This is a genomic window from Amycolatopsis sp. NPDC059021, from assembly GCF_042739895.1.
In the GTDB taxonomy this organism is placed as follows: Bacteria; Actinomycetota; Actinomycetes; order Mycobacteriales; family Pseudonocardiaceae; genus Amycolatopsis.
This window is the reverse complement of the sequence record NZ_JBHYIQ010000100.1, coordinates 1-9,383: the sequence shown is the minus strand read 5'-3', so window position 1 is coordinate 9,383 and position 9,383 is coordinate 1. Positions and strand designations below refer to the sequence as shown.

Annotated in this window: 5 protein-coding genes; 3 read left to right on the top strand and 2 right to left on the bottom strand. The window is 69.8% G+C overall.

The window, feature by feature from the left end; all coding sequences use genetic code 11:
• Window positions 1-104 precede the first annotated feature (104 nt).
• Together ACFWX1_RS38810 and gltB are read right to left on the bottom strand one after the other, a co-directional pair.
• Complete coding sequence (locus ACFWX1_RS38810; RefSeq protein ID WP_378394842.1) at window positions 105-1,613, bottom strand: glutamate synthase subunit beta; 1,509 nt, start codon at window positions 1,611-1,613, stop codon at window positions 105-107.
• The gene (gene gltB / locus ACFWX1_RS38805; protein WP_378394841.1) at window positions 1,606-6,165 is read right to left on the bottom strand and encodes a glutamate synthase large subunit; all 4,560 of its coding nucleotides are present in this window, start codon (window positions 6,163-6,165) and stop codon (window positions 1,606-1,608) included. The genes ACFWX1_RS38810 and gltB overlap by 8 nt, the downstream gene beginning before the upstream one ends.
• A 416-nt stretch (window positions 6,166-6,581) precedes the next feature.
• Between gltB and ACFWX1_RS38800 the strand changes: the two genes are divergently transcribed.
• The 3 genes from ACFWX1_RS38800 to ACFWX1_RS38790 are packed head-to-tail and all read left to right on the top strand — an operon-like array spanning window position 6,582 to window position 9,245.
• Window positions 6,582-6,998 carry a hypothetical protein gene (locus tag ACFWX1_RS38800; protein ID WP_378394840.1) on the top strand — a complete coding sequence of 139 codons (417 nt, stop codon included), beginning with the start codon at window positions 6,582-6,584 and terminating at the stop codon, window positions 6,996-6,998.
• A gap of 21 nt (window positions 6,999-7,019) precedes the next feature.
• Window positions 7,020-8,474, top strand: coding sequence for a hypothetical protein (locus ACFWX1_RS38795; protein ID WP_378394839.1), 1,455 nt, complete (start codon window positions 7,020-7,022; stop codon window positions 8,472-8,474).
• 9 nt (window positions 8,475-8,483) lie between these two features.
• Complete coding sequence (locus tag ACFWX1_RS38790) at window positions 8,484-9,245, top strand: hypothetical protein (protein ID WP_378394838.1); 762 nt, start codon at window positions 8,484-8,486, stop codon at window positions 9,243-9,245.
• Window positions 9,246-9,383: the final 138 nt, after the last annotated feature.

Below are 9,383 nucleotides of genomic sequence, written 5' to 3'. Positions count from 1 at the left end.
CCCCGCCGGGCCAGGCGCGGGGTCCGGGTCACTGACCCCACCCGCCGCCCCCGCGGTCCCCCTACCCCCCCCCCCGCACCCCAACCACCCCCCTTCAGCTCACGTCACACGACGGCCAGTGGCAGGGCGGTCGGGTGCACCGGGGCGGGCAGGTCCGACGCGCCGGTCAGGTAGGCGTCGACGGCGTGGGCCACCGAGCGACCCTCCGCGATCGCCCACACCACCAGCGACGCGCCGCGGTGCGCGTCGCCGCAGACGAACACGCCCGGCGCCGACGTCTGCCAGTCGGCACCGCAGGACAGCGTCCCGCGCCGGGAAAGGTCGAGGCCGAGCCCGTCCAGCAACGGCATTTCCTCGACGCCCTCGAAGCCGATCGCCAGCAGCACCAGATCGGCGGGCAGCGTCTCGACCTCGTCGCCGACCGGGACGACCTCGCGCCGCCCGGTTCCGGGATCCTTGTGCACCCGCACGTGCTGCAGCTCGACGGCCTTGACGCGGCCTTCGTCGTCCCCGACGAACCGCTTGACCGCGACGGCGAACTTCCGCTCGCCCGCCTCCTCGTGCGCGGGGTAGGTGCGCAGGATGTACGGCCAGGTCGGCCACGGCGAGCGGTCGTCGTCCCTTGTGGACGGTGGGATCGGGTACTGGTCCAGCTGGGTCACCGAAAGCGCGCCCTGACGCGTCGCGGTGCCGTACGAGTCGGCGCCGGTGTCGCCACCGCCGATGATCACGACGTGCTTGCCCTCGGCGTCGATCGGCGACGGCCCGTCGCCCTCGACGTACCGGTTGGCGGGCACCAGGTGCTCCATCGCCAGGTGGATCCCGGACAGCTCACGGCCGGGCGTCGTCGTGTCGTCCCGGCCACGCAGGGCACCGACGGCGAGCACCACGGCGTCGTACTGCGCGCGCAGTTCCTCCACCGTCAGATCGACGCCGACCTCGCAGCCGGTGACGAACTTGGTGCCCTCCTTCTTCAGCTGCGCCAGCCGCCGGTCGAGGACCTTCTTCTCCATCTTGAACTCGGGGATGCCGTAGCGCAGCAGCCCGCCGAGCCGGTCGTCCCGCTCGAACACGGTGACCTCGTGGCCGGCGCGGGTCAGCTGCTGGGCGGCGGCGAGCCCCGCGGGCCCGGAACCGACCACGGCCACCCGCTGCCCACTGGCCACTTCGGACACCTGCGGCTGCACGTACCCGGCTTCCCAGGACTGGTCGGCGATCGTGGCCTCGACGCGCTTGATCGCCACCGGCCCGCCCGAAAGCGGCGAGATCGACAGCACGCAGCCCGCCTCGCACGGCGCCGGGCACAGCTTCCCGGTGAACTCGGGGAAGTTGTTGGTCGCGTGCAGCCGATCGCTCGCGGCGGACCAGTCACCGCGGCGGACCAGGTCGTTCCACTCCGGGATCAGGTTGCCCAGCGGACAGCCGGAACCGCCCGAATGACAGAACGGGATGCCGCAGTCCATACACCGCGAAGCCTGCGTCCGCACCTGTTCGTTGCGTTCCCCGGAATCGAGGTCCGCGTAGACCTCGCCCCACGACGCGAGCCTGTCCTCTTTGGACTTCTTTGCGGGCTCTTCCCTGCGATACTTCAGAAAACCATTAGGGTCAGCCACGAGCCGCCTCCATGATCGCCTCATCCACATTGCGACCCGAAGCCTTCGCCGCCTTCGCCGCATCCATCACCCGCTGGTAGTCCCGCGGCATCACCTTGGTGAACGCCGCCGACCGCCGCGGCCAGTCGCCCAGCAGCGACGCCGCCACCGCGGACCGGGTGAGATCGTAGTGTTTCTGCACGGTCTTCTTGAGCCAGGCGAGATCGTCCGCGCCCGGTTTGAGCAGATCCACCATGTCCTGGTTGACCTTGCCCCGGTCGATGTCGAGCACGTACGCGACCCCGCCGGACATCCCGGCCGCGAGGTTGCGTCCCGTCGGCCCGAGCACCACGGCCTGACCACCGGTCATGTACTCGAAGGCGTGATCGCCGACGCCCTCGGCGACGACCAGCGCGCCCGAATTGCGCACGCAGAAGCGTTCGCCGACCTGACCACGCAGGAACATCTCGCCGCTGGTGGCGCCGTAGGCCAGGGTGTTGCCCGCGATGGTCTGCCGCTCGGCCGCGAACGGGGCCGACGGATCGGGCCGGACGACGATCCGCCCACCGGAAAGTCCCTTTCCGACGTAGTCGTTCGCATCGCCGACCATGTCGAGGGTGATGCCACGCGGCAGGAACGCGCCGAGCGACTGCCCGGCCGAACCGGTGAGCAGGACGTGGATCGTGTCCTCGGGCAGGCCCTCGCCGCCGTAGCGGCGGGTGATCTCCGAGCCGAGCAGCGTGCCGACGGTCCGGTTCACGTTGCGCACCGGCAGCTCCAGCCGTACCGGGTGCGCGTCCTCCAGTGCCGCCTCGGCGAGCTGGATGAGCGTGCGGTCCAGCGCGTGTTCCAGGCCGTGGTCCTGTCCCCTGGTGCGCCGCTTCGCGCCGCCGTAAGGGGTTTCGGTCGGCATCTCGAAGATCGGCGCGAGGTCGAGGCCCGAGGCCTTCCAGTGCTCGACGGCGGCGTCGGTGTCCAGCATCTCGGCGTGCCCGATCGCCTCGTCGAGGGTGCGGAAGCCCAGTGCCGCAAGGGTTTCCCGTACCTCTTCGGCGACGAACCGGAAGAAGTTCACCACGTGCTCGGCCTGGCCGGTGTAGCGCTTACGCAGCTCGGGGCTCTGGGTGGCGATCCCGACCGGGCAGGTGTCCAAATGGCACACCCGCATCATGACGCAGCCCGCGACGACGAGCGGGGCCGTCGCGAAGCCGTACTCCTCGGCGCCGAGCAGCGCCGCGATGACGACGTCGCGCCCGGTCTTCATCGCGCCGTCCACCTGCACCGTGATCCGGTCGCGCAAACCGTTGAGCAGCAACGTCTGCTGCGTTTCGGCGAGCCCGATCTCCCACGGCGTCCCGGCGTGCTTGAGCGAGTTCATCGGCGAGGCGCCGGTGCCGCCGTCGTGGCCCGAAATGAGCACGACGTCGGCGTGTGCCTTGGACACCCCCGCCGCGACCGTGCCGACCCCGAGCGAGGACACCAGCTTCACGTGAATGCGGGCCTGCTCGTTGGCGTTCTTGAGGTCGTGGATCAGCTGGGCCAGATCCTCGATGGAGTAGATGTCGTGGTGCGGCGGCGGCGAGATCAACCCGACGCCCGGCGTGGAGTGCCGGGTCCGCGCGATCCACGGATACACCTTGTTCGGCGGCAGCTGGCCGCCCTCGCCGGGCTTCGCGCCCTGCGCCATCTTGATCTGGATGTCGTCGGCGTTGACGAGGTACTCGCTGGTGACCCCGAACCGTCCACTCGCGACCTGCTTGATGGCGCTGCGGCGGCGCGGGTCGTAGAGCCGTTCCGGATCCTCGCCGCCCTCGCCAGTGTTGGAGCGGCCGCCGATCTGGTTCATCGCGATGGCGAGCGTCTCGTGCGATTCTGCCGAGATCGAGCCGTACGACATCGCGCCGGTGTTGAACCGCCGGAGGATCGACTCGGCCGATTCGACCTCCTCGATCGGTACCGGGGTGCGTTCACCGGCACGGAAGGAGAACAGCCCGCGCAGCGCGCCGCCCTCGCGGTAGAGCCGGTGCACCTCGTCGGAGTACTTGCGGTACACCTCTTCGCGGCCGGTCTTGGACGCGTGCTGGAGCAGGAACACCGTCTCCGGGGTGAACAGGTGCAGCTCGCCCTCGCGGCGGTAAGCGTACTCGCCGCCGGTGTCGAGTCCACGGTGGACACGGTCGGTCGGGTTTTCCGGGTAGGCGCGGCGATGCCGGACCGCGACCTCCTCGGCGAGCACGCCGAGGCCGACGCCGCCGAGCTTCGAGGACGTCCCGGTGAAGTACTCGTCGAGCAGATCCTGGTGCAGCCCAAGGGATTCGAAGACCTGCGCGGCGGTGTAGGCGCCGACGGTGGAGATGCCCATCTTGGACATGATCTTGAGGACACCCTTGACGAGCGCCTGCACGTAGTTCCGGATCGCCTTGCCCGATTCGATCCCGGTCACCGCACCCTGGCTGATCATGTCCTCGATCGTCTCGAAGGCCAGGTACGGGTTGACCGCGGCGGCACCGTAGCCGAGCAGGAGCGCGATGTGGTGCACCTCGCGCGCGTCCCCGGTCTCGACGACCAGCGCGACACGCAGCCTTTCCTTGGTACGCACCAGATGGTGGTGCACCGAGGAGACCAGCAGCAGCGACGGGATCGGCGCCATCCGGTGGTCCGAGTCGCGGTCGGACAGCACCAGCGTGCGCGCCCCGGCCGCGATGGCCTCGGACGCCTCGCGCCGGACACGCTCGATCGCGTCGGCAAGCGCTTCCGCACCACCGTCCACTTCGTACAGTCCGGAAAGGACACTGCAGGCGAAGCCGGGGAGGTCCCCGTCGTCGTTGATGTGGATGAGCTTCGCCAGCTCGTCGTTGTCGATCACCGGATACGGCAGCTTGATGTGGCGGCAGGACGCCGGCCCCGGCGTGAGCAGGTTCCGCTCCGGGCCCATGATCCGCGCCATGCAGGTGACGAGCTCCTCGCGGATCGCGTCCAGCGGCGGGTTGGTGACCTGCGCGAAGTTCTGCTTGAAGTAGTCGTAGAGCAGCCGCGACCGCTTCGACAGCACCGCGGGCGGGGTGTCCGAGCCCATCGACCCGATCGGCTCGGCGCCCTTGGCGGCCATCGGGGCGAGCAGGATCTTCAGTTCCTCTTCGGTGTAGCCGAAGGAAAGCTGGCGCCGCAGCACGGAATCGTGGCTCTGCACGACGTGGTCGCGGTCGGGCAGCTCGGCGATCTTGAGCAGCCCGGCGTGCAGCCAGCCCTCGTACGGGAGTTCGCGGGCCAGCTCCGATTTGATCTCGTCGTCGTCCACGATCCGGCCGGCGACGGTGTCGACCAGGAACATCCGGCCCGGCTTGAGCCGTCCCTTCGCGACGACGTCCGCGGGCGCGACGTCGAGCACGCCCGCCTCGCTGGCCAGCACGACACGGTCGTCGGCGGTACGCCACCAGCGGGCCGGGCGCAGGCCGTTGCGATCCAGCACCGCGCCGACCAGGCTGCCGTCGGTGAAGGTGACGCAGGCGGGGCCGTCCCACGGCTCCATCAGGCTCGCGTGGAACTTGTAGAACGCGCGGCGCTCGTCGTCCATGGTCGCGTGGTTTTCCCACGCCTCCGGGATCATCATCAGCACCGCGTGCGGCAGCGTCCGGCCGCCGAGATGCAGCAGTTCCAGGACCTCGTCGAACGACGCGGAGTCCGACGCGTCGGCCGAGCAGATCGGGAACAGCCGGGTCAGGTCGCCGGGGATGAGGTCCGATTCGAGCAGCGCCTCCCGCGCCCGCATGCGGTTGCGGTTGCCGCGGATCGTGTTGATCTCGCCGTTGTGCGCGACGAACCGGAACGGGTGCGCCAGCGGCCACGACGGGAAGGTGTTGGTGGAGAACCGCGAGTGCACCAGCGCGATCGCGCTCACCAGCCGCTCGTCGGTGAGGTCGGCGAAGAACGCGGGCAGCTGCTCCGGGGTGACCATGCCTTTGTAGACGATGGTGCGCGAGGACAGCGACGGGAAGTATGTGCCGCAGTCGGCGTTCCGGCTCTCGTGCTCGACACGCTTGCGCAGGCAGAAGGCCAGGCGGTCGAGTTCGAGCCCGGACGTGGCGGCGCCGTGGTCCGCGACGAACAGCATCGAGAAGTGCGGCATCACCGAGCGGGCCGTCGGCCCGAGTTCGGCCTTGTCGGGATCGACCGGCACCTCGCGCCAGCCGAGCACGTCCAGCCCCTCTTCGGCGGCTGTCCGTTCCACCAGCGCCACGGCCTTGCGGCGCTGATCGGCGTCCGCGGGCAGGAAGGCGATGCCCGCCGCGTAGCGGTGCTGCCCCGTTCCGTCCGGTTCCGGCAGCGCGAAGCCCGCCTCGGCCCGCAGCAGCTCGTCGGGCAGCTGCAGCAGGATGCCCGCGCCGTCGCCACTGGTGGGCTCGGCGCCCGCGGCGCCGCGGTGATCGAGGTTGGTCAGCGCGGAGAGACCGTCGGTGACGATGCCGTGCGAACGGCGCCCGCGGATGTCGGCCACCATGGCCACACCGCAGGAGTCCTGCTCGGTCTCCGGATCGTAAAGACCCTGCTTGCCGGGAATGGCGGAGAAGATCATGAAGGACCTCCTTCGTCGTCGTGCGATGGCCGGAAAACCGGCCGAATGGTGCGCACGGGACGACGATGGCCCGCTCGTTGACGCGACTTTAACACCTAGGAAACATGCCGGCATCTGTTCGGAGTGCCCCGAACGGCGATGGACGGTAACGATCTGGCTGCGTGGAACGACATAGTTCCTGATGGCGTCACGGTAGTTGGTTCCGCTAAGTATATGTCCTGCGGATCCACGCGGAGTTTACTGTGCCCTCGCCGCGTTCGCCCGCTCGGAACAGCGTCCGTACTCCGCGCTTCCCCGTCGTCACGATCAGCGATTTCCCCGAACCGCCCACGAGCGGTGATCGCCTGATGCCATAGTGTCCCCGGACCGGTTCGCCCACGCGGTCGGGTGAACGGGAGAACACGAGGGGATTCTTCATGACCAGCAGACCAACCAGGGGCGGTGGACGCGGCGGGGGCGGCAAGCCCGTCCGGATCGACCCGGAGGTGCTGCGCGCCTACGCCGAGAACCTCGAGGCGCTGCATTCCGTCATCACCAGCATCAGCGAGTACATGCACACCACCGCGTGCGACAAATCCGGCTTCACCGGGCTGTTCATGGTGCTGCAGCCGCTGGTCGACCTGGTGGGCTCGCTCTACGACGAGACGCTCAAGTTCGGGCACGAGCGCCTGGCGTCCATGGCCGCGGGCATCACCGAGGCCGCGAAGCGCTACCAGGAGCACGAGGACAGCGTCGTGAAGCGCCTCGAAGCCCTGTTGCGGGAGCTGGACAAGCAGATCTCCGCCTCGCCGGAGGACGGCCCGTCCCGCCGCTCACACGAACCGGTCTACTAAGCACATTCGAGGAGGGGGTCCATGGCCAAGCACCATGGAGGCCCGGGACACACCACGCCCGGGCACGGGAAGCCGGGTCAGCATCCCGCACCGGGACATCCGAAGCCCGGGCAGCCGCACCAGGATCCGGAGCACCGGCAGCAGCGTCCCGGCCACGACGAGGAGAAGCCGGACCGCAAGCGCGGGCACGAGGACGAGGACAAGAAGGGCAAGGAAGACAAGAAAAAGCGCGACGAGGACCCCAAGGACGATTCGCCCTCGGCGCCGGGCGGGGACTCCTCCGACGCGCCGACGACGCCCTCGGGCGGGCAAGGCGCCTACGGCCTCGACGACGGCAGCGACGTCATCGCCCTGCTGGAGCCGCCCGCCACCGACGCGTCCGGGGACATCAAGGCGCTGCTGGCCGACGCCGACATCAAGGTCCAGGCGGTCGACTGGGTGTTCCAGAAGATCGCCGGGCACAGCCTGATCGACCTCGTGATCAAGCCGATCACCGGCGACTTCACCAAGATCGCCGCGGACGCCGAGGCGTGGCGGACCATCTCGGACGCCATGAAGCAGTTCTCCGAGACGATGGTGCGCAACGCCGAGATCGTCGGCGAGCACTGGGAAGGCCCGTCCTCGACGGCCCATCAGGCCTATGTGAACGTCGGCTGGCGCGTCGCGCTGATGGCCGAGGCCGGGATCGCCCAGGCCATCGGGAAGGGCTTCGACGCGCTGGCCGACGGCTCGCGCAAGCTCGCCGCGAAGGCCTTGGACCTGCTGGCGAAGCTCATCGACACGCTCATCGAGATCGCCGCCAAGGCGTGCGTCCCGGTCGCGGGCTGGATCGCCGAGACGACCACGATCTGGCGGGCGTTCCAGCTGCTGAACCTGATCCTCGACGTGATCGAGATGATCAAGGACATCATCAGCCGGGTCCAGCAGCTGTGGGAGTCGATCCAGAACATCGGCTCCCAGCTGAAGCAGATCAAGGACATCATCACTGGCGGCGGCGACAAACCCGGTGACACCGCCCCTTCCAGCGATGGCGGTGGGGACGATCCACCGCCCCAGCCCCGTGGTGGCGACGACTCGCCCCCGGAACGCCGTGAGGAACCGACGACACCGTCCGGTTCGGACGAAAAGCCGCCGCGGACCGAAGAGAAATGCAAGCGGTGCGGCGGCCCGCTCGACGACAAGGGCAAATGCCCCAAGTGCGACACCAAGGCCAAGCCGGTCAACCCCAGGTGCAAGCGGTGCGACGGCCCGCTCGACGAGAACGGCAAGTGCCCGCGGTGCGACCGTCAACGGCAACCGCCCACCAGCAGGTGCGCCAAGTGCGGCAAGGAAGGCGACTGGGGTTCCTCCCACATCTGCCCGGACTGCCGTCGCAAGGACCGGTGCCCCCGGTGCGGCGCGCAACTGCGGCCGGGTGCCCCCCACACGTGCCGCAAGCCGCCGTCGAAACCGGCGCCACGGCCCAGGCGCAAGTAGGAGAGAGCGATGACTTCACCGTCCGGTGTGGCACCGGAAGATTCGTGGAAGACGAAGGAGATCCGCGAGGCTGAGTCCAATTTGGACCGTTCGCTGGCGAAGTCCCGCGAGCGGCTCGCGGAGATCGACAAGATCCAGATCCCGCCCGCCGATCTCAGCTCCTCCCCGGAGAAGGAGGCGGCGCTGAAGGCGGCCGCGTCGAAGCCCGACGCGCCCGCCGAACTGCGGCTCATCAAGCGCAAGGTGGATGCGGGCGAACTGTCCTGGAAGGACGTCGCGGAGGGGCGCGCGTTCACCGATCCGGACGTCCGCAAGCTGGCCGAAGCGAAACTCGGCGGCGCCCGCGAGACGTTCAAGGCATTCGAAGAGGGCGCCACGCTGGACGAGGTGATCGAGGCCCGCAGCGGCGGCTCGTCCGGCGACCCGCTCTCCGGCCCGCTCACGACCCCGTCGCAGGCCGCTCCCCCGGCACCGCCCGCTCCCCCCGCCGACACGCACCGGGAGCCGCCACCGCTGCCTCCGGCTTCGGCACCACCCGCGCCGCCTGCCCCGCCCGCGCGGCCGCGGCCCGTGGCGGACGAGGACTACTACGCCGATCCGCTCGCCGACGACGAGGCCGCGGCGCCGCCGCCCCCGCCGTCCCCGCCGTCCCGTCCGGCGCCGCCGAGCCGTCCCGCTCCGGATTCGCCGCGCCGCTCGCCGCGGCGCGCCGAGTCGTTGCCGGTCGACGATGACGACTACTTCAGCGGCGGCGATCACCTGCGCGGCTGATCCCGGCGGGCGTCCGGCGCCCGGCGTCCGGCGCCCGGCGTCCGGCGTCCGGCGTCCGGCGTCCGGCGTCCGGCGTCCGGCGTCCGGCGTCCGGCGTCCGTGAAGGCCTCCTTCACAGCGGTGAGCGCTGCGAAGGGG

Excerpts from the sequence above, each read along its gene's own strand:
- ACFWX1_RS38795 (WP_378394839.1), top strand. The coding sequence starts at position 7,020 with ATGGCCAAGCACCATGGAGGCCCGGGACACACCACGCCCGGGCACGGG.
- ACFWX1_RS38790 (WP_378394838.1), top strand. The coding sequence starts at position 8,484 with ATGACTTCACCGTCCGGTGTGGCACCGGAAGATTCGTGGAAGACGAAG.
- ACFWX1_RS38800 (WP_378394840.1), top strand. The coding sequence starts at position 6,582 with ATGACCAGCAGACCAACCAGGGGCGGTGGACGCGGCGGGGGCGGCAAG.
- gltB (WP_378394841.1), bottom strand. The coding sequence starts at position 6,165 with ATGATCTTCTCCGCCATTCCCGGCAAGCAGGGTCTTTACGATCCGGAG.